This is a genomic window from Brevundimonas sp. GW821-FHT09G01 (assembly GCF_059416065.1).
Genome location: NZ_JBWKOL010000002.1, coordinates 1 through 26014, shown reverse-complemented (window position 1 = coordinate 26014; position 26014 = coordinate 1). Strand labels below are relative to the sequence as shown.

Genomic DNA, 26014 nt, shown 5'->3' with positions numbered 1-26014 from the left:
AACCGGTCGCAAAAACCTGCGTGGGATGCAAGCGTGACCGCGAATTCGTGATCAGGGCGAGCGGGGAGCCCCTGTGGGCGCACGGCGTTCTTCCGTCATGACCCGAGCTCTCATCCCGGCCTTCGCCGCCGTCCTGCTGATCGCCGCCTGTGATCGCCAGACCGTCAATCCGCCCACCGAACCGGCCGCGCCGATCGCCACGCCTGAGGCCGCTCCGCCCGCCCCGAAGCCGCCCGGGGTCGGCACGGTCATGCCTGGAGCCGGACCGGCCAGCTTCGTCGGCCGCTGGGCCGGGAACCTGGCCTGGTGCGCCAACACCAGCGGCGCACACCAGCCCGTCATGCTTACGCCGCTGCGGTTCGAAGGCTATGAGAACAGTTGCGCCATCACCTCGCTGGAGCAGGTGGTGGACGGCTACGAGGTCACCCTGGCCTGTCAGGCCGAGGGCGGGGCCTCGCGCGAGCGCGTGCGCCTGTCGGTGCAGGATAATGTGTTGCGCCTGACCTGGCTGAACCGGAACGAGGCGGTGCTGTTGCTCAGGCGCTGCCCGGCGGCCCCCGTCGTCGACGAAGGCCAGCCGCCCGGCTGATCAGTTGAACAGGAAGTTCATCACGTCGCCGTCCTTGACGACATAGGCCTTGCCTTCCGCCCGCAGCTTGCCGGCCTCGCGGGCTTTGGCTTCGCCCTTCAGCGCGACGAAGTCCTCGTAGGCGATGGTCTCGGCGCGGATGAAGCCCTTTTCGAAGTCGGTGTGGATCACGCCGGCGGCCTGCGGGGCGGTGTCGCCGACGTGGATCGTCCAGGCGCGGGCTTCCTTGGGACCGACGGTGAAGTAGGACTGCAGGCCCAGCAGCTTGTAGGCCTCGCGGATCAGGCGGTTCAGGCCCGGCTCGGCCAGGCCCAGGCTTTCCAGAAACTCGGCCTGCTCCTCGGGGTCGAGGACGGCCAGTTCGGAATCGATCTTGGCCGAGATGACGACGGCGTTGGCGTTGTCCTCGGCGGCGCGCTTGGCGACCAGGTCGGACAGCTCATTGCCCTTGTCGGCCGACCCTTCATCGACGTTGGAGACGTACAGGGCGGGCAGGGAGGTCAGCAGCTGCAGCATGTGCCACGCCTTCTCGTCCTCCTTGTCGACCTTGACCACGCGGGCGGGCTTGCCGGCGCGCAGGGGCTCCAGCGCCATGTTGATCAGGCGCAAGGTCTGCTGGGAGTCCTTGTCGCCGCCCTTGGCCTTCTTCTCGACGTTGACGACCCGCTTCTCGAGGCTTTCGAGGTCGGCCAGCATCAGTTCGGTCTCGATGATGTCGAGGTCCGAGATCGGGTCGATGCGGTTTTCGACGTGGGTGATGTCGTCGTCGATGAAGCAGCGGGCCACGAAGGCCACGGCGTCACAATCCCGAATGTTGGCCAGGAACTGGTTGCCCAGGCCCTCGCCCTTGGACGCGCCGCGCACCAGGCCGGCGATGTCCACGAAGGTGATCCGCGACGGGATGATCTCTTTCGACCCGGCGATGGCGGCCAGGGCGTCCAGGCGCGGCTCGGGCACGGCCACGTCGCCGGTGTTCGGCTCGATGGTGCAGAACGGGTAGTTGGCCGCCTGGGCCGCCGCCGTCTTGGTCAGGGCGTTGAACAGGGTGGACTTGCCGACGTTGGGCAGGCCGACGATCGCGACTTTAAGGGCCATGGGTCTCAGCAGCTTTCAATGAGCGCGAGCCTTTAGCGGGTTCAGTCCCGTTTGTCAGGCTCGCGCGCGTCGAACGGCTCTAGTGGGCGGCGTAGACGTCGTCCTCGGTGGTCTTCGGCTGGCCCACGGCGGCCTGCACCACCACCGGAGGGGCCGAGGCGAAAGTCAGGGTCAGGGGCACGGTCTGGCCCGCGACCAAGGGGTTCTCGACGGCCAGCAGCATGATGTGGTTGCCGCCGGGCTTCAGCTCGACCACCTGCCGGGCCGGAAGGGGCAAGCCCTCCTTCAGCTCGCGCATCATCATCATATTGCTTTCGATCTTGCTCTCGTGGATCTCCACGCGCCCGGCGACGGGGGTGGCGATGCTGAGCAGCCTGTCGTCGGCCCCGGCGGTGAGCGTCAGGTAGCAGCCGGTCATCTTGCGGCCGACGGGCGTCGGGCGGCAGACGGCGTCGGTTACGGCGACGGCGCTCTGTTCACCCGCCGGGACAGGCTTGGGCTCGTTCGAACAGGCGGCCAGCAGGGCGAAGGCGGCGATGGGGATCAGGGTACGGTTCATGGGTCGGATGTCTCTCAGGCGGCGGCAGGTCTGGAACGGAAAAGGCTGCGGATCAACCGGTCGGTCGCCAGGGCGACGATCAGGCTGGCTCCGGTCAGGGGATAGAGAAGGCAAAGCGGGAGAACGATGGCGAGAACCGCGACGCGCAGGCGCGGGCCGTCCGGGACCGGGGGCGCGCCGATCAGGCCCCGCGACAGGCGCGGCGGACGGCGCTTCCACCAAATCATCAGGCCGCTGACGGCCAGCAGCCAGACCCCGATGCAGCCGGCCAGCATGATCCAGCGGTTGATCTGGCCGAACTGCGTCCCCTGGTGGGTGTAGATGCCCCATTCGATCGCCTTCGCGCCGGGGCCGAACTGATCGAAGCCGATATCGCCCAGCAGCTTGCCGTCACCGGCGTCGATGTAGAGCGCGCGGCTGTCCTGCACGCGGCGCACCTGGGCGGTGGCGGTCCAGGCGGTGTTCGCCGCTTGGGGAATGGAGATCGCATACGGGCGCGCCAGACCCTCGGCCTCGGCCCGGGCGATGACGCCGGACAGGGGACCGGCGGCATGGTGCGACGGCGCGGGAAGTACGACGCCCTCCATGGTCCAGCCGGCGCCGGCTGGATGGTCGTGGTGTTCCGCCCGCTGCCAGGCGCCCGCGACCGGGGCCGGCGGCCGTCCCCAGCCGCCGGCCTTGACCGCGCCCATGACCTGATCGCCCCAGACCGCCGACCACGGCATGCCGGTGACGGCGAGGAACAGCACCACCCCGCCGACGTAGACGCCGGTCAGGGCGTGCAGGTCTCGCCAGAAGGGGCGGCGACGCACATCCGTGGTGGTCATGGTCAGGACACCCGCGGTCCGCTTGCGCGGCCACCACAGATAAACGCCCGTGGCGAACAGGACGATCGTCCAGCCCGCCACGATCTCCACCACAATGTTCATCACGGACCCGAAGAAGGTCAGCGAGTGTAGGGCCTTGATGGTCTCCATCACGCCGCCGTAGCCGGTCACGCCGGTGATCCCGGCGGTGTGGGGATCGACGAAGACGGTGCGCTGTCCGCCGTCCGCCCGGTCCACCCGGACGCGGACGGCCTGATCCGGCCTGTCCGGCATCAGGACGCTGGCCACGCGGCCGCCGCCCGCCCGCACCGCGGCTTCGACCCAGTCGTCGGGCGAAGCCTGCTGCGCCACGGGCGGAACCTCGATCATGCGCCGGTAGACGGCCTGATCGATCTCGTCCTTGAACAGGTAGAGGCCGCCGGTGAGGGCCAGCAGCATGAGGAAGGGCATGACCAGCACGCCCGCATAGAAATGCCAGCGCCAGACGGCGCGGTAGGCGCCGGACAGGGGCGTGGCGGCCGGGGTCTGAATCTCGGTCATCGGACTCACAGGGCCACGCGCAGGCCGACGAAGAACGCGCGCCCCTCGCCGGGATTGAACACGACGGTCGAGGCGGTGCGGGCGTCCGTGATGGCCGAGAACTCGTTCACGTGCCGCTCGTCCGTGAGGTTGCGGGCGTCCGCGAACACGGTCAGCCCGTCCTTGACCTCCCAGCTCGCGTTCAGTCCCAGCAGCATATAGCCGGGCGCCTTCCTCGTATTGGCGTAGTCGACCCAGGCGTCGCTGATCCGCCATTCGACCGACGGAGTCAGCGACAGGCCAGATGGATGCCGCCAGGCCAGCTCGGCCCGGTAGGCGTGTTCCGGCGCGACCGGCAGGCGGTTGTCGCCCCAGCGCGCGTCATCCACGAAGCGGAAGTCGTTCCACGCATAGGTCTGGCGCAGCAGCAGCGAACCCTGCGCCGGGCCGGTCGGCAGGCGCCAGTCCAGTCCGGCCTCGATCCCCTGGTGCACGGTCTCGCCGGCGTTGAAGGTCGCGGCCGGAATACCAGGGCCGGTGATGAAGTTCAGCAGTTCGCCTTCGATCTCGCTGCGATAGACGGTCACGTCCCAGGCCAGGGCGCCATGACGGCCGCGCGTGCCGATCTCGGCGGTCCAGGCGTCCTGCACCTTCACCGGCGTGAAGCCGACGAGCGGCGCCTGAACGAGCGCGCCATAGGTCGGAGGCTCGACCGACCGGGTAACATTGGCGAACACCTGAGCGCCGTCCTCGGTCTCCCACAGCAGGCCCAGGCGAGGCGAGAACCATTCGTAGTCGATGTCGTCGTTGTTGGCCGCGTTGACGCGATCCGAGTAGTCGCGCGTGGCCCGGCCGAACGAGCCGCCCGCCACCAGCGCCAGCCGGTCGGTCACGAACAGCCGGCCTTCCGCGAAGACATCCAGCCCCGTCGCCTTCTGAAGATTGTCGGCGGTCAGGGCGCCCGCCTGGCCGGCGATATTGACGTAGCGCTGGCCATCGACCTGACCGTCGCGATAGCTCAGGCCGTAGAACAGGTCGGCCCGCATACCGGCGACTTGACCGGTCCAGTCGAAGCGTCCGAACAGGCCGACGGTCTTGCTATTGGTGTTCAGCACCTGGAAGATCGGGTGCCACAGTTCCTTTTCCCAGCCCCAGACAGCGCCTTCGAACACGGTCGAATCGTTTAGCCGCCAGCGGGTCTGCAACGTCAGCCGCTTCAGCGTCAGGTCGCGGGCCTGATCGCCGCTGATCGCGCCGGGGTTGGCCATTTCGGGGCGGGTCAGGGCGTCGGTGAGCGACAGCGACCCCGGGATGTCCTGCTTGATGTCGGCCGCCTGATAGATCAGCCGCACCTCCCGGTCCTCGCCGAACGTTCGGCCCAGGTTCAGGGTCAGGCGGGCCTGGCTCTGTTCGCTGCGGTCGCGATAGCCGTCCGATTCCATCGCCGAAACGGCCGCGAACACGTCCCAGTCGCCGGATGTGCGCGCCAGCTGCACGCTGCCCCTCAGGCTGTCGAACGACCCGCCTTCCAGCTGAAGCACCGTATCATCCATGGCGGTGCGGCCGGTCGGGGTGATCTGGTTGATCGCCCCGCCCAGTTGGGCTCCGCCGAAGCGCAGGGTGTTGGCCCCCTTGTAGATCTCGATGTAGCGGGCGCTCAGCGGATCCACGCCCTGGAAGTCGGAGAAGCCGTCGGCGTCCGCGAAGGGCACGCCGTCCTGGGCGAACAGCACGCCGCGCTGGTGGAAGCCTTGGGCGAGGCCCGAGCCTCGGATCGACAGGCGGGCTTCCTCGCCATAGCGCTTCTGCGCCAGCACGCCGGGCACGTTGCGCAGGGTGTCGGCGAAGGTCTGGGCGCAGCGGTTGGCGTAGCTCTCGGCCGAGACCACGGCCACGGCGCCGGGCGTGCGTGACAGGCGGTCGCGAGCCTCCGCGACCACGGCGGGGTCTTCGGGATTGCGTCGGGCGGTGACGATGACGGTGTCGAGGGTGGCGGGGTCTTCCGGCCCGGCGGCGGGCTCGGAGGCATGGGCGAAGACGGGCGCGGCGAGGGCCGCGAGCAGCAGGGCGCAGGGCGCCGCAGTGGTCCGAAGGGACATGGGAATTCGATCCTGAAACAGAGAAAGGCCCGCGCCGCCGGACGGCGTGCGGGGTCAGGCGCAGGTCAGCGCCGGGTCTGCTTCAGGCGTGGGGAGGGGCGGTCGAGGGCGGTCGCGGCGGCGCGCGCGCGGGTGGCGGCGGGCCGGCGATCAGGGCGGTGAAGGTCGACGCCGGGGTGACGGCGGGCGTGGCGCAGGGCTGGGGCGCCGGCGGTGTCGGCAGGACCGCCGCGACAGCCATGACGCAGGCGGCGCATTTCGGCGGCGGGACCGAGCGGTCCGGCTGGCCGTCGGCGCCGACGCGGATGGTCTGCGGCCCGTCGCTGGAGCAGAGCACCAGGGTCTCGCCCGGCCGCGCCGCCGCCATGGCGGCGTAGGGCAGCAGGGAGCCGAGCACGATCGCGAACGTCGCGGCCATCAGGGCCAGCGAACGCCAGATCGACCAGGATTCGGTCTGCGGACGGGTCACGCGCGGTCCATAGCCGTGAAGACGGCTGACGGGAAGCGCGGCTATTCGCCCTTCTGCGCCGTCTGGCGCGGGCTGAATTTGGGGGCGGGGGCCAGGCGCATGACCTCGCCCTGATAGCGTTCGTCGTCGCCGGCCAGGGCGAAGGGCAGGGCGTCGGCGCAGGCGTTCAGCATGGCTTCCAGCCACGGCTGGTCGGCCTTGGCGAAGTCTCCCAGCACATGCGGCATGACCAGGTGGCTCTCGCCCGGGTGGCCCACCCCCATGCGGGCGCGGCGGAAGTCGGCGCCCAGGTGGCTGATCAGGCTGCGCACGCCGTTCTGGCCCGCCGCCCCGCCGCCGGTCTTCATACGGAAACGGCCCGGCGCCAGGTCGATCTCGTCATGGAAGACGATGACCTCGCCGGGCTTGATCTTGTAGAAGCGCGCGGCCTCGCCGACGGCCCGGCCGCTTTCGTTCATATAGGTCTGGGGCTTCATCAGAAGCACCTTCACCGGCCCGGCGGCGGTGGCGACCTCGCCTTCGCGGATCACCGACTGGAATTTGGCCCGCTCGGGACCGAACGACCAGCGGCGCGCGATCTCGTCGGCGGCCATGAAGCCGATGTTGTGGCGATTCTTCTCGTATTTCGGGCCCGGGTTGCCCAGGCCGGCGACGATGATCATGGCTCAGGTCCAGACAAGGAAACGGCCCCATCCGTAACCGGAAGGGGCCGCTCCAGAAACAGTCGATCGAAGGGCGATCAGCCTTCGGTCGTTTCGCCTTCAGCGGCGTCGCCCGATTGCTCGGTCGCTTCAACTTCGGCCTCGGCGGCGACTTCGGCGTCGTGGGCTTCGTCAGCGGCGGCCGAGATGGCGGCCGACGACGTCTTGATCGAAGCGATCACGAAGTCGCGGTCGGCGATGGTCGGCTCGACGTCGGAGGGGACCTTCAGGTCCGACCAGCGGATGGTGTCGCCCAGCTTGTGGCCGGCCAGATCGACGATCAGGTCTTCCGGGATGTGGTTCGCCGGAACCTTCACTTCGACCGAGTGACGGACGATTTCCAGCGAGCCGCCCTGACGGAAGGCCGCGCACTGGTCTTCGTTGATGAAGCGGACCTGGATTTCGATCTTGATGGTCTGATTTTCATCGACGCGCATCAGGTCGAAGTGCAGCGGGCGGTCCGACACCGGGTCGAATTGCACGTCGCGGGCGATGACCGGCTGGGTTTCCTTGCCGTACTTCAGGGTCACCAGGTGGCCCAGCAGCTTGCCGGTGTAGAGGGACTTGCGGAAGTCCTTCTCGTTCACCGAGATGGCGACGGGGGCTTTGTCGCCGCCGTACAGGATGCCGGGCACCATGCCGGCGCGACGGGCGGCGCGGGCGCCGCCGGTGCCGACGCCGTCGCGGACGTCCACGTTCAGAATGATCTCGGCCATCTGGCTCGCCTCAACAGAAACAGAAACGCCGCGCCAACCGGGGCCCGCGCGGCGGGGGTCATGAACCCTCGAATTCAAGAGCGCGGGCTATTACACGCTAGCGCCGGAGGACGCAACCGCTGTCGCGCCCTGATCGACTCAACGACCGCTGTTCAGCGCCGCCGTGGCCGAGGTGGAGGCCGCGGCGGCCTCCGCGGCGACGGGCGACTGGACCGGTCCTTCGGCCCCCGCGACGGCGGTCGGGGTCAGCTCAGCCGGGATCGGCGTGATGTTCTGGGCGGTGCAGGTCGACAGGTCGCGGGCGATGTGGCGGCCGACGCAGAACATGTCCTCATAGCTGGGTCGCGAGGCCGCAAGGCACTGGAACAGCATCAGTTTGGACATGTTGAGGCAGAACTCGCTGTTCTGGTCGACGGTCATGGCCTCGGTGTTGGCGCGCGAATCCTCGCCGCCGGCGCCCAGGGCGGCCAGGGCGGCCAGGGCCAGCGAACGGACCACCGCCGGGGTGTAGGGCGGGCCCGAGCGGTTGGTGGTCACGCCCAGGCCGCTGCCCGAGTTGGCGGCGGCGAACAGGCGGGCCGATTCTTCGGACGACGGCAGCATCTGGGCCGCCGACAGGGTCTTGGCGCTCTGCAGGCGGACTTCGCGGTTCGGAATGTGGGTGGTGGCCCAGCGGCGGCGAGGGTCGCGGCGTTCCTGGATCGTGTAGGCGTCGCCCTCGACGCCCTCGGCGATGACCAGCATGGCGGCGACGTCGCGGCTCAGGGTGCTGACGATCAGGCCTGCGGCGGCGTCGGCGCCCGGCAGGGTCGCGGCGGTGGCCGGATCGGCGATGATGCGGGCGATCAGCTCCTGGCGGACGGCGGGATCGACGGCGTAGGTGCGCACGCCCTGCACGAACTCGGGCGACTGCAGCGCCAGGATCGAGCCGTAGGCGATCATGCCGCGCGACAGCTGTGCCGGCTCATAGGCGGCGCCCTTGCGGATGGCGGCCTGGATGGCTTCCGCGTCGGTGAAGCCGCCGGGCGGAATGGTGCCGACGTCGCGCATGAACGAGACGTAGATGGAGGCGGCCTGGGCCACGCCCTCGTTCATCGACAGGGCCGGCGGCGGGGGCGGCGGAGGGGGCGGAGGCGGGGGCGCGACCGGTTCGTCGGTGGCGCAACCCGCAAGCACGGCGGCGGCGGCGACGGCGGCGAGCGCGAGCCCGCGGCGCATTTGACCCTTGAACATGAAAAACCCCGACCCACGGCGCCCATCCGGCAGGGCGCAGACGACTGACTGGCACATATATCGCGGCGAAAAGGGTTCGCCGAGCGTTAATCCCAGCGTTGCAGGAAGTCCGCCATCACAAGGAGATGATTCTCCTCGCTCGGGAGTTTATCCCGGCCCTGTATTGAGGCGTTCGGTGGCGGTCTGCGGCGTCGATGTCGGGGCCGGCTGAACGGGCGTGCGGACCGGGGGCGCGGCCGGCGGATCGGACAGGGGCGACACGGGGATGCGCGGCGGCTCCGGGTCGGCGACGCTCAGGGGCGATACGATGACGGAGCCGGCGGGCATGGCCGCGCCGCGCGTGCAGGTGGCGATGTCCCGCACGATGTGCCGCCCGAGACAGAAGACGTCCTCATAGCTGGGACGGGAGGCCGCCAGGCACTGGAACAGGTTCAGCTTGGACTCCGTCAGGCAGGTCTGGCTGACCGGATCGTTCTGCAGCGGATCGGTCCGCGCGGCGTCCGCCGCCTCGCCCAGGGCCGCCAGGGCGGCGATGGCCAGGGCCCGCTCCACGACCGGCGGATAGGGCGGATCGCGCCGCCGGTTGCCGGAGACGCCCAGTCCCGACCCGCTGTGCGCGGCGGCCAGCAGGCGGGCGGCCTCGGGCGCGGAGGGCAGCATGGTCTGGGTCGAGCGCGCCTTGGCGTCCGCCAGTCGGCTGTCACGGCCCACGACCTGGGCGACGGCCCAGGAGCGGCGGGAGTCCGCCTGAATGGCGTAGGCGTCGTTCTCGATGGAATCCGCGGCCCGGTTCAGGCTGGTGATGTCAGCGCGTAGGGTGGTCACGATCAGGCCCGCCGCGGCGTCGGCGCCCGGCAGGTTCAAGGCCCAGCGCGGATCGGCGGCGAGGTTGGCGGCCAGCTGCTCGCGGGTGGCGCGGTCGACGGCGTACTGGCGCACCCCCTGCACGAACTCCGGCGACTGCAGCGCGATGATCGAGGCGTAGGCCACCAGACCGCGCGACAGCTGGGCGGGGTCATAGGCCGATCCGCGGCGGATCGCGGCCTGGATCGCCTCGGGGTCCTGGAAGCCGCCCTCGATGGCGGCCATCTCGCGGCTGAAGGCGACATAGACGGACGCGGCCTCGGCGACGCTCTGGTTCAGGCTGATCGGCGGCGGGGTGCGCGCGGCCAGTTCGGCCGCCTGCCGCGCGGCCTCGATCTCGGCGGCCTTCTCGGCGGCGTTCTGCGATGCGCAGCCGGCCAGCAGGGCGGCGACGGCGAGTGCGGCCACGGCGAGGCCGCGGCGCTGGACGAGCGAACCCATCAAGTCTCCTTCGAAAACGACGCCCCGCGTCGAAGTCTCAGGCGCTAATGGGGCGAGACCGTGGACGTTCCCTCGATCAGTCGAAGAGTTTCGACACCGATTCCTCGTTGGCGATGCGCCGGATGGCCTCGCCGATCAGCGGCGCGACCGACACGCGGCGGATCTTGGAGCAGTTCAGGACCTCGTCCGGCTGCTCGATCGAATCGGTGATCACCAGCTCCTTCAGCGGACCGTCGGCCACGCGCTGGACCGCCGGACCCGACAGCACGCCGTGGCTGATGTAGGCCGAGACTTCGGTTGCGCCCTTTTCGATCAGCGCCTTGGCGGCGTTCACCAGGGTGCCGCCCGAATCGACGATGTCGTCGAACAGGATGCATTCGCGCCCCGCCACGTCGCCGATGATGTTCATGACCTCGCTCTCGCCCGCCTTGGGGCGGCGCTTGTCGACGATGGCCAGGTCGACGTTCAGGCGCTCGGCTAGCGAACGGGCGCGCACCACGCCGCCGACGTCGGGCGAGACGATCATCAGATTGCCGCGCGTGTAGCGGTCCTTGATGTCCTGGGCCAGCACCGGCGTGGCGACCAGGTTGTCGGTCGGGATGTCGAAGAAGCCCTGAATCTGGCCGGCGTGCAGGTCCATGGTCAGGACCCGGTCGGCGCCCGCGCGGGTGATCATATTGGCCACCAGCTTGGCCGAGATCGGCGTGCGGCCGCCGGTCTTCCGGTCCTGCCGGGCATAGCCGAAGTAGGGGACGACTGCCGTGATGCGCTTCGCCGAGGCCCGCACCAGGGCGTCGGTGAGGATCAGCAGCTCCATCAGGTTGTCGTTGGCCGGATAGCTGGTCGACTGGATGATGAAGACGTCCTCGCCGCGGACGTTCTCTTCGATGACGGCGAAGACCTCGTTGTCGGCGAACCGCTTCACCTGGGCCTTGGTCAGGGGCATGTCGAGGTGGGTCGCGATCGCCTGGGACAGCGTCCGGTTGGAGTTGCCAGAGAGCAGCTTCATGTCCGGTCATCCTTTCGCCGTCATCGCCCGGCTGACAATGCCGCCGTTGCGCTGGCGCGCTACATATCAGGGGACGGCTCAGCCACAAGGCGCGCGGACGAATTTCTCGCCCGTTCGCGTCGCATTGGCGCGCATCGATCCGCTGGTGTAGAGATCGCGTCTGAATTCCGGGGGCGCCGACGGGTGAGCGCCCGCCGGCCTGTCATGTTGAGGTCGTCCTTGCCTGCTTCGAAGATTCGCACCGGCCTTGTTCTCTCGGCCGTTGCCTTGTCGGTCCTGGCCGTTTCGGCCTGTAATCGCGGCGGAGCCCGTCCGCGCCTGGCCTATGAGGAGCGCCCGGTCGAGGCGCTCTACAATACCGGCTATACGCGCCTGCAGGCGCGCCGCTGGGCCGACGCGATCGACTACTTCCAGGAAGTGGAGCGTCAGCACCCGTATTCGGAATGGTCGCGCCGCGCGATCCTGATGCAGATCTACGCGTATTATCAGGATGATCACTACCAGGAAGCGATCGCCGCCGCCGACCGCTTCATCGCCCTGTTCCCGGGCAATCCCAGCGCGCCCTACGCCTTCTACATGAAGGCCATCTGCAACTTCGAGCAGATCACCGACGTGGGCCGCGACCAGGGCTACGCCCAGGCGGCGCTGGACGGCCTGCGCGACGTCGCCCGCCGCTATCCGGGCACGTCCTACGCGATCGACGCCACGGTCAAGATCGACATGGTCAACGACCAGCTGGCCGGCAAGGAAATGGCCATCGGCCGCTACTATCAGCGCGCCAACCAGCCGCTGGCGGCCATCAACCGCTACAAGACCGTCATCGACAACCAGTCCTTCCAGCGCACCTCGCACGCGCCGGAAGCCCTGTACCGCCTGGTCGAGGTCAACCTGCAGCTCGGCCTGAAGGACGAGGCCATGCGCAACGGTTCGGTGCTGGGCTTCAACTATCCGGGCAGCCCCTGGTACGCCGAAGCCTACGCCCTGCTGTCCGAGGAAGGCGCCCGTCCGGACGCCGCCCCCACCGGTCCGCGCGAAAGCTGGCTGCGCCGCCTGATCCCGGGCTGACGTTTTCGCTTTGTTCCGCTATTCCCGGGGTTGTCCCGGGAGGCGGTTGCTCCGCATTCTCCGGCGTCGCCTGAGAAAACGATTCGCCTTGCTCCAGCTTCCTGACCGCGTTTCCGGCCGTTCGCTTCTTTCGGGGAGCCTGCCGTGCTGACCGCGCTTTCGATCCGCGACATCGTGCTGGTGGACGTGCTGGACCTCGATGTCCGCGACGGCCTGACCGTGCTGACCGGCGAGACCGGGGCGGGCAAGTCGATCATCCTGGACGCGCTGGGACTGGCCCTGGGCGCACGCGGCGACGCCGGCCTGGTGCGCGCCGGGGCCAAGCAGGCCAGCGCCACCGCCGTCTTCACCGCTCCGGACGACCCGGCCCTGATCGCCCTGATCGCCGACCGGGGCTTCGACGTGACGCCGGGCGAGGAGCTGATCCTGCGCCGCATCGTCGCCGCGGACGGCCGCAGCCGCGCCTTCGTCAACGACCAGCCCGCCGGCGTCGCCGCCCTGCGCGAGATCGGCCAGGCCCTGGTCGAGGTCCACGGGCAGCATGAGACCGTCGGCCTGCTGGACTGGAAGACCCACCGGGCCCTGCTGGACAACTACGGCGGCCTGCAGCCGCAGCTGGACGCCGTAGCCGCCGCCGCCGACGCGCTGAAGACCGCCGAGCGCAAGGTCGCGGATCTGAAGGCCGCCGCCGCCGACGCCGCCGCCCATGCGGAAGAGCTGACCCTCAACCTCGCCGACCTCGACGCCCTGGATCCCCGGGCCGACGAGGAGACTGAACTGGCCGGGGAGCGCGCCCTGCTGGGCGCCGCCGAAAAGGCCATGGCCGACCTGACCGACGCCCGCGCCTCGCTAGGCGGGGACAAGCTGTCGCGCAATCTGTCCGCCGCCCTGCGCGCGGTCGAGCACGCCCGCACCCGCGCCACCCAGTCGGGCGCCGAGGGCGACCACCCCCTGCTGGTCAAGCTGACCGCCGCCGCCGAGGCCATCGACCGGACGCTGGTGGAGGCGGAGGAGGCCCTGGCCTGCGTCGACGCCGCGGCCAACGCCTTCGACGTCGAGCCCGGCCGGCTGGACAAGACCGAAGAGCGGCTGTTCGCCCTGCGCGCCGCGGCCCGCAAGCTGAACACCTCGGTCGAGATGCTGCCCGTGCTGCGCGAGCGCTTCCGCGAGCAGCTGCGCCTGATCGAGGACGGGGCCGACGCCATCACCGCCGCCGAACGCGAGGCCTCGGCCGCGCGCGAGGCCTATGACCTGGCCGCGACCTTCCTGACCTCGGCGCGGGAAGCCGCCGCCGAGCGCCTGACCGCCGCCGTCATGGGGGAGCTGGGTCCGCTGAAGCTGGAGCGCGCCCGTTTCCGCGTCGCCTTCGAGCCGGTGGCCGACGGTCGCCGCGGTCCGCTGGGCGTCGAGACCGTCCGCTTCGAGATCGCCACCAACGCCGGGACCGCCTTCGGTCCGCTGGACGCCATCGCGTCGGGCGGCGAGCTGGCCCGCTTCGCCCTGGCCATGAAGGCGGCGCTGGCGGGGCGCGAGGACCAGCGCCAGCCGGTGATGATCTTCGACGAGGTTGATCAGGGCGTCGGCGGCGCCGTGGCCGAGGCCGTGGGTACGCGGCTGCAGCGTCTGTCCCAGGGCGCCCAGGTGCTGGTCGTCACCCACAGCCCGCAGGTCGCCGCGCGCGGCCACGCCCACTGGAAGGTGCGCAAGTCCGACCACAACGGCCTGACGGCCACCACGGTCGACACGCTGGACGAGGATCAGCGGCTGGAGGAGATCGCCCGCATGCTCTCCGGCGCCACCATCACGGATGAAGCGCGCGGCGCGGCGCGGGCGCTGATCGGCTAGCTGGCCTGCAGCACCTTGCGCAGCGCGCCGTGGATGTCGGTGTTGCCGGCCAGGATCTGCTTGCCGTTCTTGGGATCGCCGTCGATGTCGATCGAGGTGACGATGCCGCCCGCCTCGGTGACGAACAGGATGCCCGCCGCCACGTCCCACGGGTTCAGATTGCGCTCATAATACGCGTCGTACCGGCCCGCGGCGACCCAGGCGAAGTCCAGGGCGGCCGAGCCGAGGCGGCGGATGCCCGCGACGCGCTGGCCGACGGCGTGGATGTCCTTGATGGCCTGGGCGTGGCCGGTCTTGCCGATGAAGGGCAGGCCGGTGGCGATCAGGCTTTCCGACAGGTCGCGGCGACCCGCGACGCGGATGCGCCCGTCGTTCAGGTAGCAGCCCTTGCCCTTCTCGGCCCAGAACATCTCGTTCATGACCGGGTTGTAGGTCACGCCCGCCACGATCTCGGACGAGCCGTCCGGGGCGTAGCGCTCCAGCCCCACCGTGATGGCGAAGTGGGGCATGGCGTGCAGGAAGTTGGTGGTGCCGTCGATCGGATCGACGATCCAGCGGTGCGACTTGTCCGAGCCCTCGATCATGCCGCGTTCCTCGCCGAGGAAGCCGTAGCCCGGCCGGGCCTTGGTCAGCAGTTCGAACAGGGTCTCTTCGGCCTTGATGTCGGCGGCGCTGACGAAGTCGCCGGGGCCCTTGCGGGACACCTGCAGCTGGCTGACTTCACCGAAGTCGCGCAGCATCGGGCGGGCGGTCTTGCGGACCGCGTCCATCATGACGGTGAGCAGGGCGGAGGCGAGGGCCATCGGGAATCTCCTGGTCCGCATGTCCTGAAAAGGCGCTCTGGCCCGGACATGCGGAGAAGTTCAAACGCTGATCGGCCCCGGACGGAGCCGATGAAAACTCAGTCCGCGCGGCGGACGTATTCGCCGGTCGTGGTGTCGACGACGATCTTTTCGCCGACGCCCATGTACGGCGGGATCATGATGCGCACGCCGTTGTTGGCGATGGCGGGCTTGTAGGACGACGAGGCGGTCTGGCCCTTCACGGTGGGCTCGGTCTCGACGACTTCCAGATTGACCTGGTCGGGCAGCGACAGGCCGATCGGGCGCTCTTCGTGCAGCTCGATGACGACCTTCATGCCTTCCTGCAGGTAAGGGATACGGTCTTCGCCGACCCAGTCCTTCTGCAGTTCGATCTGCTCGTAGTTTTCGTCGTTCATGAAGACCAGGCTGTCGCCGTTGTCGAACAGATAGGAGAAGTCGCGCTGCTCCAGCGTGACGCGCTCGACCTTGTCTTCCGAACGGAAACGTTCGTTCAGCTTGTTGCCGGTCTCGAGGTTCTTGGCCTCGACGTTGGCGAAGGCGCCGCCCTTGCCCGGCTTGACGTGGCTGGCCTTGGTGACGACCCACAGGCCGCCGTTCACTTGCAGGACCATGCCGGGCTTGATGGTGTTGCCGTTAATCTTGGCCATGATGTCTCGGAGGGGTTGAGGCGCAGCCCTTGCGGCGCGCGCGAGCGGGCGCAGTCCCTAAAGGAAGCCGCGTCATCCGGCAAGGTGGGCATAAAAAGTTGTATTGACTTGGTTAAGCAACCATAGGAATTGAAAATCGCCGTTATGGGAGGGTGCTATGGTCAGCTTGACTCAGGAAGATTTCGCCACGCTGCAAAGCACCAGCGAAGAGGATCTGCTCGGCCAGCTGGGGCTTGCGGTCATGGGCAGCGAAGGTGAATCCGCGTCGCTCAAGAGCCTGCAGGCGGCCTCGCTGGATTTCTCGTGGCCCAACTTCATCCAGGCCGGGATGAACTACTTCAACCGGATCTGGCCGACGGTGAAATCCGTCGTCTGCGAGGCCTATGAGGCCTACAGCGAGGACAACAAGGCGTGGATCGAGCAGGCCGCCACGGCCCTGCTGGCCCTGATCAATGTCGGTTCGGCCATCGCGATCCTGATCGTCAAGATCGCCATCAAGAAGGGTCTCGACACCCTCTGCGCCGCCGACTGAGGCTAGTGGAGGGTCGCCCTGGAGTCGGCCTTCTTCTGCACCATGTTGGCCAGCGCCACCTGTCCGCCCACCGGGGCGGCCAGCTTGCCGGCGCGCGCGTCCAGCTTGCGCGCCTCGTGGGCGAAGGCGGCGGCCATGCCGGCGGACGACATGGCGGCGGCGATCTGCAGGCCCCGGCTGGCCGGGCGCATGGCGATCCAGACGGCGTTCAGCGCCTGGGCCGCCGCCCACAGGCCCATGGCCAGGTTGCGCTCCGGCGCCCGGGGCGCATTCCACACCCGGACCGCCGACAGGGTGGTGGCCGAGAAGACGGCGGGCAGGATCAGGCTCAGGGGGCCGCGCGGCCGCTCGGTGATCGGCGCGTCGGTTTCCGTCAGATGTACGGGGCGGGGGCGGATGGTCCGCTTGGCGAAGGCGGTGGCGGCCAGGGCGAAGCCGACCGTGAGCGCGACGCCCAGCAGGACATGAGAGGCGTTGCGGCCCTCGGCGTTCAGGAAGTCGGTCGCGGCGTCCTGAACGTCGTCGAACACGTCATCGATGTCGGTCATCCGGGTCTCCAGCTTGAGAGGGGAATGAGCCGGATGGGGGAGCGGTTCCGTGTTCAGGCTTGTCTGCACGCGCCCGCCGCGCAATCGTTCGCCGAGGGGGACGTCATGCTGCACATTCTCGCCGCCATGCTGGCGCTGTCCGGTCCCGCCGAGCCGGTGGTCGAAGCCCGTATTGCTGACGTGATCGCCGATCCCGAGCGCTACGCGGGGCGCACGCTCCGTCTGCGGGGGCAGGTCGACGCCTGTTACGCTGATCTGTGCAGTCTCTGCCCGGAAGAGTTGGCGGGCAGGGTGGACGCCCGCCAAAGCTGCCTCGTGATGACGTTCGATGACCTCGAGGCCGAGGACTATCGGGATGATGGGTTCGACTGGAAACCGCGCGGTTCCGTCGGGTTCAGAACACGGCCGGACGGCGCGGGTCCCTTTGAGGAGGCGTTCCGGTTTTCCCTTGTGACGGTCGAGGGCGACTTCTGGCCGAGGCGCGGCGATGCGGATGAAGATCAGCTGACCGAGCGTCTCGGCGTCACCTTGCGCGATGTGCGGGTTCAGGCCCTGCATCGCCGGATTCCGTCGAACGACGGCGTGGCGACCGATGGCTATACTGATCGGCTTGAGCCCGCGCCGGCGCGGGTCGCACAGGAGATAGCGGCGGCTTATCGCCCGTATGGGCACACGTTCGAGCCGAGGCGGGGGCAGACCGTCGCGCTGGTGATATCCGGCCATTTCCAGCGCGGAACCAGCAACGACGCCTGGGCCTGCACCTGCCAGATCGACGACTGTTCCGGGAAGTGGCCGGAGCGAACGATCAGCGTCTACGCTCCGACCATCAATGATCCCTACACCTGCGACATGGCGCGGCGCGAAGATGGCGCTTGGAGCCTCTACCTGGGCTAGCCTCAGTTCCCGGTCGCGCTCTTGTCCGGGGCGATCTCGGTCATGGCCGATTGCAGGTAGTTCTGCTCGCCCAGCTGTTCGATCAGCTTGTGCTGGGCCTCCAGGAAGTCGATGTGCTCCTCGGTGTCGGCCAGGATGCGCATGACCAGGTCACGGCTGACGTAGTCCTTGGCGGCCTCGAACTGGGTGACGGCGGCGACGACCACGTCGCGCGAACCCAGCTCCAGCTGCAGGTCGGCGCCCAAGCATTCGATGGCGCTCTCGCCGATCTTCAGCTTGTGCAGGTCCTGCAGGTTGGGCAGGCCGTCCAGGAACAGCACCCGCTTGATCAGCATGTCGGCGTGCTTCATCTCGCCGATGCTCTCGTCGTAGATGATCTGGCCCAGGTGCTTCAGGCCCCAGCTTTCGAACATGCGGGCGTGCAGGAAATACTGGTTCACGGCCGTCAGTTCGTTGGTCAGGATCGCGTTCAGCGTCCGGATGATCGCGGGGTCGCCCTTCATGGCCTCGGTCCTTCAAGCGGCGGCGGCTCCAAGTCCGGAGTCGCCTGATTTCCCGCCGTTCATAACACGAACGAAGGCCCTGTGTTCACTTGCGAACACTTATCACGACATTGAAATTGCGAGTAAAAATCGCCCGCAGCGCGGCTGAGAATGCTACTCAGCAGCGAGGGCGAAGGCCTGCCGGGTTTCCTGGATCATCTGGCGCATTTCGCAGACGCATTTGGCGCACTGGGCCTGGCACTGATGCTTGATAAAGACGTCGCGCGGACGCGTCGCGCCCGCCTCGATGGCCGAGGCGACGTCACGTTTGCGAAGGCCGTTGCAGTTGCAGACGTACAAGGAGGCGAACCCACTCAATGCGAATGGTTCGCTATAGCAACGGGAATGCGGCGAATGCAAGTCGTTCGCATGGGTGCGTCGTTGCCGCACCGCCGGTTCTCTGATCACATCGGCTTCGGGACAGGAGGGGCGCCGTGACCATCAGGACTCTGTTCGCTGCTCTGGGCGCGGCCGCGGCGCTGTTCAGCGCGGCGTCGGCGACGGCCTCGGACCGGCCGGGGCTTCCCGCCTTCACCTCCATGGCCGAGCTCAGCGCCTTCCTTGACGCCCATGCGCCGCAGGAGGCGGGGCAGGAGGTCTGCCCGCCCGAGCATCCGGACTGTCCCGACAACACCGAGGTGGAGGATATCGTCGTCACCGGATCGCGGATTACCGCGCCGTCCATCACCAACAACCAGGAAGCCGGGGTCGACGAGGGCGACATCGTCAAGGCGCGCGGCGACACCCTGATCATCCTGCGCCGGGGGCGTCTGTTCACCATCGACACCGGCCAGGGACGGCTGCGGCTCGTCGATCGGATCGACGCCTATCCGCCGGGCGTCGATGGGGAGGACGACTGGTACGACGAGATGCTGGTCTCGGGCGACCGCGTCATCGTCATCGGCTACAGCTACGGACGCGGCGGGACCGAGATCAATCGCTTCCGGCTGGACGCGGCGGGAAACCTGACCTTCGAGGACAGCCACCACTTGGCGTCCGACGACTATTATTCGTCCCGCAACTACGCCTCGCGGCTCGTGGGGGATCAGCTGGTGGTCTATTCGCCCGTCGATCCCTCGACCGGCGATCCGCTGAAGGACCTGCCGCGCCTGACCCGCTGGACGCCCGACGCCGTGGGGCAGGAAGACAAGGACGACGACTACGAGACGATGCCGGGTCGTCCCATCGTCACGGTGGGCGACGTCTATCGCGCGCCGGGCCTGGATGAGGGGGCGCGCGGCCTCGTCTTCCACACCACCATCCGCTGCGCCCTGTCCGCGCCCGAGCTGAGCTGCCGCGCGACGGCGGTGCTGGGGCCGGACTCGCGCAGCTTCTATGTCGCCCCGACGGCGGTCTACGTCTGGATGGTTGAGGAGAGATGGGGGCTTCCGAAGGGGGAGCAGCCCCGCGGCTGGCTGTATCGCATGCCGCTGGACGGCGGCCGTCCGCAGGCGGCGGCCACGGTGGGCGCGCCGATCGACCAGTTCTCCTTCCTCGAACAGCCGGAGTTGGGCCGCATCAATGTGCTGGTGGTGGCCGACAACGACGGCGACGGGATGGGGCGGCCCGAGACCGTGGCGGGCGGCGCGGCGCTGCTGCAACTGCCCTTCTCGCGCTTCGGGACCGGCGAGGGCGAGGCGGACCTCTCCGACTACCGGATCCTGCCCGGGGTCGGACAGCAAGGGCGGGCGCAGAACCGGTTCGTCGGCGACTTCCTGCTCTATTCCGCCCAAGTCTACAGCGACCTCCCGTACGCCGAGGACCTGCCGCGTTACGAGAGCCGCCTGATCGTGACGCCGTTGGCTCCGGGACCGACCCTGATCTGGGGCGTGCCGGGCCGGGTCAACCGGATCGAGGCGATGGGGCCGGACGCCCTGGTCGTGTCGGGGGAGACGGACGCCTTCTTCACCACCTTCGAACTTCAGACCCCGCGCCCGACCATCGGCGACCAGTATGTCATGCCCGGCTCGGAAGAGACCGAGAGCCGCAGCCACGCCTTCTTCTACCGGCCTGACCCGTCCAGCGCCGACGGCTCGACCGGAGTGCTGGGCCTGCCGGTCTCGCGCGCCGGGACCGGGCCGGTCGATCCGGAGACGGAGGAGCGCCCGACGCTGGAGACGATCACCTACATTCGCCGCAACGGCCTGGGGCGGCTGGGCGAGATCGGCTCGCTGGACGCCACGCCCCTGAACGGCCGGATCGACGACGGCTGCATCGCCTCCTGCTACGGCTGGTACGGCGACGCGCGCCCGATCTTCCTCGGCGACCGCATCTTCGCCCTGCTCGGCTATGAGGTGATCGAGGGGCGCGAACGGAACGGCCGCATCCGCGAGGTGCGCCGCATCGACATGACCCCGCCGCCGCCGGAGGGGCCGCGGCCCTACTACATCGATTGACCTTGGGCCCGGTTCGTCGCACTCCCCGGACATGGCCAGAGAACCCGTCGTCCCGCCGCGTCCGCCGTGTGCGCTGTATCTGATCACGCCGCCGGCGATCCCCGACCTGCCCGCCTTCGCCAGGACGCTGGGCGAGGCGCTGGACGCGGGCGCCGTCGCGGCCCTGCAGATCCGGCTCAAGGATATCGATGACGCCGCTGTCCTGGCAGCCGTCGCCGTGCTGAAGCCGGTGGCCGCGGCGCGTCGCGTGGCGGTGATCCTGAACGATCGGCCCGACCTCGCCGCCCGCTCGGGCTGCGACGGGGTGCATGTGGGGCAGGGCGACGCCTCCTACGCCGAGGCGCGCCGGACCATGGGGCCGGACGCCATGATCGGCGTGACCTGCCACGATAGCCGCGAGCTGGCCATGGAGGCCGCCGAGGCGGGGGCCGACTACGTCGCTTTCGGGGCCTTCTTCCCGACCGCGACCAAGGAAACGGCGCACCGGCCCGAGCCGGAAATCCTGACCATCTGGCAGGAGACGGTGGAGACGCCCTGCGTCGCCATCGGCGGGATCACGGCCGCCAACGCCGCCGACCTGGCCCGCGCCGGGGCCGATTTCGTGGCCGTCAGCGGGGCCGTCTGGGGCCATCCCGATGGTCCGGCGGCGGCGGTTCGTGAGCTTGATCAGGTGCTTGCGGCGGCCTTCTGACCTTCAGGGGATGTTAGGAAGCGCCCGGTTAGGTAGCGATGAGACTTTTCGCCTGCCGGACCAGATTATGACGATGAGCCGCGTGCTCGATCCCCAGCCCGTTCCTGTGGTGGAGACCGCGACGCGTTCGCGCGCGGCCCCCGTGGACGTGGCTGCGACGAGCGGCATCGGCCAGCCCCTGGCGCCGATCTTCACCGCCATGGCGGTGATGGTCCTGACGATCATCGCCCTGACCTTCGCCCGCACCGCCGACATGGTCGCGGCCCTCTGGGGCGCCGGCGGCCTGGCGGTCGCGGTCTGGCTGCGCACCTCGCGCGGTCCGCTGTACGACGCCTGCTTCGGCGGCCTGCTGGCCTGCGGTCTGGCCGCGGGTAACCTGCTGGCGGGCAATTCGACCAAGACCACCCTCATGTTCACCGTCGCGAACATGATGGACATCTACTGCGCCGTCCTGATGGCCCGCCGGTTCGCCCCGACGCTGAATCTGGCCTCGGTCGAGGGCGCCAGCCGCTTCCTGGTCAGCGCCGCGGTGCTGGCCCCCCTGCCGGCGGCGGCCATGGTGGGCGGCATGCTGTGGTGGATCAACGGAGCCGACTTCCTGGAGACGGCCCAGACCTGGTGGTTCGGGCATGCGCTCAGCATCGCCGTGGTCGGCAGCTTCGGCCTGGCCCTGACCAAGCGGGAGGTCCTGCGCTTGCGGTCTCCGGCGCGGGCGACGGAGGCGGTGGTCCTGCTGGGCCTGCTGACGGTCGTGAACGTGCTGATCTTCGGCATGCAGTCGCTGCCGATCAGCTTCGTCACCCTGCCTCTGCTGCTGCTCATCGCCGTGCGCCTGCGCCTGCTCGGCGTGACGGCGGCCCTGCTGATCATCAGCGTGCTGGCCATCGGCGGCAGCATGCTGGGGCATGGTCCCTATGCGAGCGCCTTCAGCGGGGCCGACCGCGCCATGATGGCACAGCTGCTGGTGCTGTTCGGCTACCTGCCCATCCTGCTGGTGGCGGCGCTCCTGGAGGAACGTGATCGCCTGGCCGACCGCGCCAAGGCCGGTCAGGTCCGCGCCGAGCGCGCGTCCGAGGCCAAGTCCCGCCTGCTGGCCAATGTGGCGCATGAGATCAAGAGCCCGGTCGGCGGCATCATCGGCATCGGCGAACTGTGGCGCGCCGGCCAACTGGGTCCAGTCACCCCGACCCAGGGCGAGATGGCCGAGATGCTGGTCAAGACCGCCCGTCAGGTCGAGGCCCTGTCCCACGATCTGCTCGACGTGGCCCGCGCCGAATCCGGCGCCGTGAAGGTCGAGCTGCGGCCCACCGACGTGCCCGGCGTGCTGGACGACGTCCGCCGCGCCACGGCCCTGCGTCCGGAGGCCCAGGGCATCCGCATCGATCTGGTCAGCGAAGGCGACGGTCTGGTGGCCCTGGCCGACTCCCAGCGCCTGGTCCAGGTGATCGGCAACCTGACCTCCAACGCGGTCAAGTACGGCGGGTCCGGCGGGGTGGTCGTCCTGCGCGCCAGCCGCATCCATGACGGCGTCCGCATCGAGGTTATCGACCACGGTCCGGGCCTGACGGCTGAGAAGCAGACCCAGCTGTTCGAGCCCTTCAACCGGCTGGGCCTGGAACGCTCCACGGTCGAGGGGCACGGCATCGGCCTGGCCCTGGCCAAGCGTCTGGTCGAACTGCAGGGCGGCTCAATCGGCGTGACCTCGACCCCGGGCGAGGGCGCCTGCTTCTGGGTCGAACTGCCCGCGGCCTGATCGCGCCGACGGCCGTCTCCTACCGGCCAACTGGGTCTTTGCGACGTTCCGACGCGCGGCCGAACGCGCATCGACTTTGCCTCGGCGTGGGCTTAAGGCCACAAGCAAGGTAGGGCTATTCGGAAGGATCCGGCCGTGGAAATTGACGCGCTGCTGCTCTCGCGCCTGCAGTTCGCCTTCACCGTCTCGTACCACATCCTCTTTCCGGCCTTCACGATCGGCCTGGCGGCCTTTCTGGCCGTGCTGGAGGGGCTGTGGCTCTGGACCAAACGGGACGCCTTCAAGACCCTCTATCTGTTCTGGGTGAAGATCTTCGCCATCAGCTTCGGCATGGGCGTCGTCTCGGGCATCGTGCTCAGCTACCAGTTCGGCACCAACTGGTCCGAGTTCATCCGCATCACCGGCGGGGTCATCGGGCCGCTGCTGGCCTATGAGGTCCTGACCGCCTTCTTCCTCGAGGCCTCCTTCCTCGGCGTCATGCTGTTCGGCTGGAAGAAGGTGGGGCCGCGGCTGCACTTCCTGGCCACCGTCCTGGTCGCCGTCGGCACCTCGATCTCGGCCTTCTGGATCCTGTCGGCCAACAGCTGGATGCAGACGCCGCAGGGCTTCGAAGTCCTCGCCGACGGAACCATGCGGGCGACCGACTTCGCCGCCGTCATCTTCAATCCCAGCTTCCCTTCGCGCCTCGTGCACATGCTGCTGGCCGCCTTCCTGACCACCGGCCTGGTGGTCGGCGCGGCCTCGGCCTACCGGGTGCTGAAGGAGCGCGCGAAGGGCCCCGTCGAGGGCTGGACCGAAAGCCGGATCGGACTGGTCATGGCCATCGGCCTGGTTGCCGTCGTCGCGCCGCTGCAACTGGTCGCCGGCCACTGGTCGGGCGAGGTCGCGCACGAGCATCAGCCGCTGAAGACCGCCGCCATCGAGGGCTATTGGGAGACCCGCGCCGACCAGCCGCTGCACCTGTTCGGCATCCCCGACCGCGCGGCCCAGAAGAACCATCTGGAAGTCTCGATCCCGGGGATCGGCAACATGATCCAGAACGTGCCCAAGGACGAGGTCATCAAGGGCCTGGACCAGTGGGCGCCCGACGACCAGCCGCCGGTCGCCATCCCCTTCTTCGCCTTCCGCGTCATGGTCGGCCTGGGCCTGCTGATGATCGCCCTGGGACTGGGCGGGGCCTGGCTCCATTGGCGCAAGCGGCTGTTCGACAGTCCGTGGTTCCTGCGCTTCTGCGTGGCCATGGGGCCGTCCGGCTTCCTCGCCGTGCTGGCGGGCTGGATGGTGACCGAGGTCGGGCGCCAGCCGTGGCTGGTCTACGGCGTGCTGCGCACCCGCGACGCGGTCTCGCCGGTCACGACCGCCGAGGTCGCGACCAGCCTGATCGCCTACATCAGCGTCTATGCGGTGGTCTTCACCGCCGGCGCCATCTTCATCCTGCGCCTGATGGCCGAAGGCCCCGTAGCCGCCGCGGCCGAGCCTGATCCGCGTCAGGACCGCGCCCCCGGCTCGGCCCTGGCCAAGGCGCCGGCGGACACCACTCCCGGAGAGGACGCGTGATGCTGGACCTGCCGCTGATCTGGGCCGGGCTGATCGCCACGGCCGTCCTCCTCTACGTCGTCCTCGACGGCTTCGACCTCGGGGTCGGCATCCTGTTCCCCTTCGCCAGGCGCAAGGAAGAGCGGGATGTGATGATGAACACCGTCGCCCCCGTTTGGGACGGCAACGAGACCTGGCTGGTGCTGGGCGGCGGCGGCCTGCTGGCGGCCTTCCCCGGCGCCTTCTCGGTGCTGATGCCGGCCCTCTATCTGCCGGTGCTGCTGATGCTGGCGGGCCTGATCCTGCGCGGCGTGGCGTTCGAGTTCCGCTTCCGCGCCCGGGATCGGGGCCGCAAATTCTGGACCCAGATGTTCGCCGGCGGCTCGATCCTGACGGCGGTGGCGCAGGGCCTGATCCTGGGCGGCTTCATCCAGGGCGTGACCGTCCAGGACGGCCGGTTCGCGGGCGGGACCTTCGACTGGCTGACGCCCTACAGCCTGCTGGTCGCGGCGGGCCTGGTGGCCGGCTACGCCCTGCTGGGCGGGGCCTGGCTGATGATGAAGACCAAGGACAACCTGCACGGCGACGCCAAGCGCTGGACCCTGATCTCGGCGGGGGCCGTCGCGGCCCTGCTGGCGGCGGTCAGCCTGGCGACCCTGTACATCCATCCGCGCATCGCCAGCCGCTGGGGCTTCGATCTCAGCAACGGCTTCGCCATCGACTGGGCCGCGCTGGCGCCGTTGCTGGTCATCCCGGCGGTCGGCCTGGCCGGGCTGGCGATGGTCTTCGTGATGGCCCGCAAGGGCTCGCACCGCTGGCCTTTCGTGGGCGCGATCGCGGTCTTCCTGTCCGGCTATCTCGGACTGGCGGCCAGCTTCGTGCCCTATGTCGCCCCCTATGCGCTGGACTACCGGCAGGCGGCGGCGCCCGACAACGCGCTGGCCCTGATGCTGTGGGGCACGGCGTTCATCCTGCCGCTGATCCTGATCTACACGGCCTGGGTCTACTGGGTCTTCCGCGGCAAGGTCGATGAGGAGTCCGGCTATCATCATTGAACCCGTTCCCCCGCCCGGGCCCGGCGAAGCCGGCGGCCCGCTGTGGAAGAAGCTGGCGTGGTTCGTGGCCCTGGCGGTCGCGGCTTCGGCGGTGACCGCCATTGTCGCCTATGGTCTCAGGGCCTTGCCGTTCATGGGCTGAAGGGCGAAGGTCGCGGTCATGAAAGTCTCTGTCGCGTCCGCCGCCGCCGCCCTTCTCCTCGCCGGAGCCGTCCAGGCCCAGACGGCGCCCCCCAGCGGGGCCCAGCCGCAAGCCCAGACCCCGGCGCCCGCCGCCGCGCCCGGCGCGGACTTCACCCGCGACCTGAACGCCGGTCCGCCGCGCCCGGCGACCTATCTGGCCCCGGCGCCGGCCCCGGTCACAACGCCTCCGCCCGCCGCCGTCACGCCGGCTCCCGCGACCCCGGCGCCGCGTCCGGCGGCTCCGACCGCCACTCCGGCGCCGACCCCGGCTCCTCGCACGGCGGCGCCGACCGCCACTCCGGCGCCGACCCCGGCTCCTCGCACGGCGGCGCCGACACCCGCACCCACGCCGCGTCCGGCCGCGCCTAGCCCGGCCCCGCGC

Annotated in this window: 26 protein-coding genes and 1 pseudogene; 12 read left to right on the top strand and 15 right to left on the bottom strand. The window is 69.2% G+C overall.

Annotated elements, in window-relative coordinates:
- Positions 1-97: 97 nt before the first annotated feature.
- Complete coding sequence (locus AC07NB_RS04890; RefSeq protein ID WP_494572494.1) at positions 98-589, top strand: hypothetical protein; 492 nt, start codon at positions 98-100, stop codon at positions 587-589.
- Here AC07NB_RS04890 and ychF read toward each other — a convergent pair whose 3' ends face one another.
- The 10 genes from ychF to AC07NB_RS04840 all read right to left on the bottom strand — a co-directional run bounded on the left by ychF (position 590) and on the right by AC07NB_RS04840 (position 11121).
- On the bottom strand, positions 590-1684 hold the full coding sequence (ychF, locus tag AC07NB_RS04885) for a redox-regulated ATPase YchF (RefSeq protein ID WP_494572495.1): 1095 nt from the start codon (positions 1682-1684) through the stop codon (positions 590-592).
- A gap of 79 nt (positions 1685-1763) precedes the next feature.
- A complete protein-coding gene (locus tag AC07NB_RS04880) occupies positions 1764-2243 on the bottom strand; it encodes a copper chaperone PCu(A)C (RefSeq protein WP_494572496.1) in 480 nt (159 codons plus the stop codon).
- A gap of 14 nt (positions 2244-2257) precedes the next feature.
- A complete protein-coding gene (locus tag AC07NB_RS04875) occupies positions 2258-3610 on the bottom strand; it encodes a PepSY-associated TM helix domain-containing protein (RefSeq protein ID WP_494572497.1) in 1353 nt (450 codons plus the stop codon).
- A 5-nt stretch (positions 3611-3615) separates the two neighbouring features.
- The gene (locus tag AC07NB_RS04870; RefSeq protein WP_494572498.1) at positions 3616-5688 is read right to left on the bottom strand and encodes a TonB-dependent receptor family protein; all 2073 of its coding nucleotides are present in this window, start codon (positions 5686-5688) and stop codon (positions 3616-3618) included.
- Positions 5689-5770: 82 nt separating this feature from the next.
- Positions 5771-6157: a hypothetical protein gene (locus AC07NB_RS04865; protein WP_494572499.1), complete on the bottom strand. Its 387-nt coding sequence runs from the start codon at positions 6155-6157 to the stop codon at positions 5771-5773.
- A 41-nt stretch (positions 6158-6198) separates the two neighbouring features.
- Positions 6199-6819, bottom strand: coding sequence for an aminoacyl-tRNA hydrolase (pth, locus tag AC07NB_RS04860; RefSeq protein WP_291835274.1), 621 nt, complete (start codon positions 6817-6819; stop codon positions 6199-6201).
- A 77-nt stretch (positions 6820-6896) separates the two neighbouring features.
- The gene (locus AC07NB_RS04855; protein ID WP_492313748.1) at positions 6897-7574 is read right to left on the bottom strand and encodes a 50S ribosomal protein L25/general stress protein Ctc; all 678 of its coding nucleotides are present in this window, start codon (positions 7572-7574) and stop codon (positions 6897-6899) included.
- Positions 7575-7712: 138 nt separating this feature from the next.
- Positions 7713-8792: a hypothetical protein gene (locus AC07NB_RS04850; protein ID WP_291835279.1), complete on the bottom strand. Its 1080-nt coding sequence runs from the start codon at positions 8790-8792 to the stop codon at positions 7713-7715.
- A gap of 162 nt (positions 8793-8954) precedes the next feature.
- Positions 8955-10112: a hypothetical protein gene (locus AC07NB_RS04845; protein WP_494572500.1), complete on the bottom strand. Its 1158-nt coding sequence runs from the start codon at positions 10110-10112 to the stop codon at positions 8955-8957.
- 76 nt (positions 10113-10188) lie between these two features.
- Positions 10189-11121 (bottom strand): ribose-phosphate pyrophosphokinase, encoded by a 933-nt coding sequence (locus AC07NB_RS04840; protein ID WP_492313746.1) that lies wholly within the window; start codon positions 11119-11121, stop codon positions 10189-10191.
- A gap of 207 nt (positions 11122-11328) precedes the next feature.
- Between AC07NB_RS04840 and AC07NB_RS04835 the strand changes: the two genes are divergently transcribed.
- On the top strand, positions 11329-12186 hold the full coding sequence (locus AC07NB_RS04835; protein ID WP_492314085.1) for an outer membrane protein assembly factor BamD: 858 nt from the start codon (positions 11329-11331) through the stop codon (positions 12184-12186).
- Between the two features lie 144 nt (positions 12187-12330).
- The gene (gene recN / locus AC07NB_RS04830) at positions 12331-14031 is read left to right on the top strand and encodes a DNA repair protein RecN (protein ID WP_494572501.1); all 1701 of its coding nucleotides are present in this window, start codon (positions 12331-12333) and stop codon (positions 14029-14031) included.
- Here the strand turns inward: recN and AC07NB_RS04825 are convergent.
- Together AC07NB_RS04825 and efp are read right to left on the bottom strand one after the other, a co-directional pair.
- The gene (locus AC07NB_RS04825; RefSeq protein ID WP_291836536.1) at positions 14028-14834 is read right to left on the bottom strand and encodes an inositol monophosphatase family protein; all 807 of its coding nucleotides are present in this window, start codon (positions 14832-14834) and stop codon (positions 14028-14030) included. The two genes, recN and AC07NB_RS04825, sit on opposite strands and share 4 nt — an antisense overlap.
- Positions 14835-14932: 98 nt before the next feature.
- A complete protein-coding gene (gene efp / locus AC07NB_RS04820) occupies positions 14933-15502 on the bottom strand; it encodes an elongation factor P (RefSeq protein ID WP_291836533.1) in 570 nt (189 codons plus the stop codon).
- A 157-nt stretch (positions 15503-15659) separates the two neighbouring features.
- Between efp and AC07NB_RS04815 the strand changes: the two genes are divergently transcribed.
- On the top strand, positions 15660-16034 hold the full coding sequence (locus AC07NB_RS04815; protein ID WP_291836531.1) for a hypothetical protein: 375 nt from the start codon (positions 15660-15662) through the stop codon (positions 16032-16034).
- Between the two features lie 2 nt (positions 16035-16036).
- Here AC07NB_RS04815 and AC07NB_RS04810 read toward each other — a convergent pair whose 3' ends face one another.
- On the bottom strand, positions 16037-16582 hold the full coding sequence (locus AC07NB_RS04810; protein WP_494572502.1) for a tryptophan-rich sensory protein: 546 nt from the start codon (positions 16580-16582) through the stop codon (positions 16037-16039).
- A 24-nt stretch (positions 16583-16606) separates the two neighbouring features.
- On the opposite strand from AC07NB_RS04810, the gene AC07NB_RS04805 reads away from it, so the two are divergent.
- Entirely contained in the window at positions 16607-17476 is an 870-nt protein-coding gene (locus tag AC07NB_RS04805; protein ID WP_494572503.1) for a hypothetical protein, read from the top strand.
- 2 nt (positions 17477-17478) lie between these two features.
- On the opposite strand, the gene bfr is transcribed toward AC07NB_RS04805, so the two are convergent.
- On the bottom strand, positions 17479-17979 hold the full coding sequence (bfr, locus tag AC07NB_RS04800) for a bacterioferritin (RefSeq protein WP_291836522.1): 501 nt from the start codon (positions 17977-17979) through the stop codon (positions 17479-17481).
- 153 nt (positions 17980-18132) lie between these two features.
- A complete protein-coding gene (locus AC07NB_RS04795) occupies positions 18133-18318 on the bottom strand; it encodes a (2Fe-2S)-binding protein (protein ID WP_291836547.1) in 186 nt (61 codons plus the stop codon).
- Between the two features lie 134 nt (positions 18319-18452).
- On the opposite strand from AC07NB_RS04795, the gene AC07NB_RS04790 reads away from it, so the two are divergent.
- From AC07NB_RS04790 to AC07NB_RS04760, 7 genes and pseudogenes are all read left to right on the top strand, one after another.
- The gene (locus AC07NB_RS04790; RefSeq protein ID WP_494572504.1) at positions 18453-20414 is read left to right on the top strand and encodes a beta-propeller domain-containing protein; all 1962 of its coding nucleotides are present in this window, start codon (positions 18453-18455) and stop codon (positions 20412-20414) included.
- Positions 20415-20445: 31 nt separating this feature from the next.
- Positions 20446-21105, top strand: a complete 660-nt coding sequence (thiE, locus tag AC07NB_RS04785; RefSeq protein ID WP_494572505.1) for a thiamine phosphate synthase — start codon at positions 20446-20448, stop codon at positions 21103-21105.
- Positions 21106-21178: 73 nt separating this feature from the next.
- Entirely contained in the window at positions 21179-22858 is a 1680-nt protein-coding gene (locus AC07NB_RS04780; protein WP_494572506.1) for a sensor histidine kinase, read from the top strand.
- 135 nt (positions 22859-22993) lie between these two features.
- The gene (locus AC07NB_RS04775) at positions 22994-24415 is read left to right on the top strand and encodes a cytochrome ubiquinol oxidase subunit I (protein WP_291841117.1); all 1422 of its coding nucleotides are present in this window, start codon (positions 22994-22996) and stop codon (positions 24413-24415) included.
- The gene (gene cydB / locus AC07NB_RS04770; RefSeq protein ID WP_492313740.1) at positions 24415-25449 is read left to right on the top strand and encodes a cytochrome d ubiquinol oxidase subunit II; all 1035 of its coding nucleotides are present in this window, start codon (positions 24415-24417) and stop codon (positions 25447-25449) included. Before AC07NB_RS04775 ends, cydB begins: the two co-directional genes overlap by 1 nt.
- On the top strand, positions 25424-25591 hold the full coding sequence (locus AC07NB_RS04765) for a hypothetical protein (protein ID WP_291841113.1): 168 nt from the start codon (positions 25424-25426) through the stop codon (positions 25589-25591). The genes cydB and AC07NB_RS04765 overlap by 26 nt, the downstream gene beginning before the upstream one ends.
- A gap of 18 nt (positions 25592-25609) precedes the next feature.
- A pseudogene (locus tag AC07NB_RS04760) lies at positions 25610-26014 on the top strand (hypothetical protein); the annotation flags it as partial.